We start from the raw sequence: 395 nt of genomic DNA, 5'->3' as shown, positions 1-395 counted from the left end.
GCGATCAGGTCGATGGTCTCGGCCAGCAGCGCGCGCGGGACCGTGACGACGGCCTCCTGAATGAGCTGCTCCATACGGCGCAGCGCGCCGAGCGCGGTTCCGGCGTGGATCGTGCCGATGCCGCCCGGATGGCCGGTGCCCCAGGCTTTGAGGAGATCGAGCGCCTCGGCGCCGCGCACCTCGCCGATCGGGATGCGATCAGGGCGCAGGCGCAGCGAGGACCGGACGAGATCGGACAGCGAGACGACGCCATCCTTCGTGCGCATGGCGACGAGGTTCGGCGCGGCGCATTGCAGCTCCCGCGTGTCCTCAATCAGGACGATACGGTCGGTGGTCTTGGCGACTTCCACCAGCAGCGCATTGACCAGCGTGGTCTTGCCACTGCCGGTGCCGCC

General features: G+C 69.6%; 1 protein-coding gene. It reads right to left on the bottom strand.

The window, feature by feature from the left end; translation table 11 throughout:
- Positions 1–395: ATPase, T2SS/T4P/T4SS family (locus AX724_RS19320; protein WP_197421637.1), on the bottom strand; the 395-nt coding region annotated here is incomplete at both ends.

Origin of the sequence: Sphingobium sp. CCH11-B1 (assembly GCF_001556865.1) — a bacterium.
In the GTDB taxonomy this organism is placed as follows: Bacteria; Pseudomonadota; Alphaproteobacteria; order Sphingomonadales; family Sphingomonadaceae; genus Sphingobium.
Note: the sequence above shows the minus strand (reverse complement) of the source record. Positions and strands in the feature narration are given on the sequence as shown.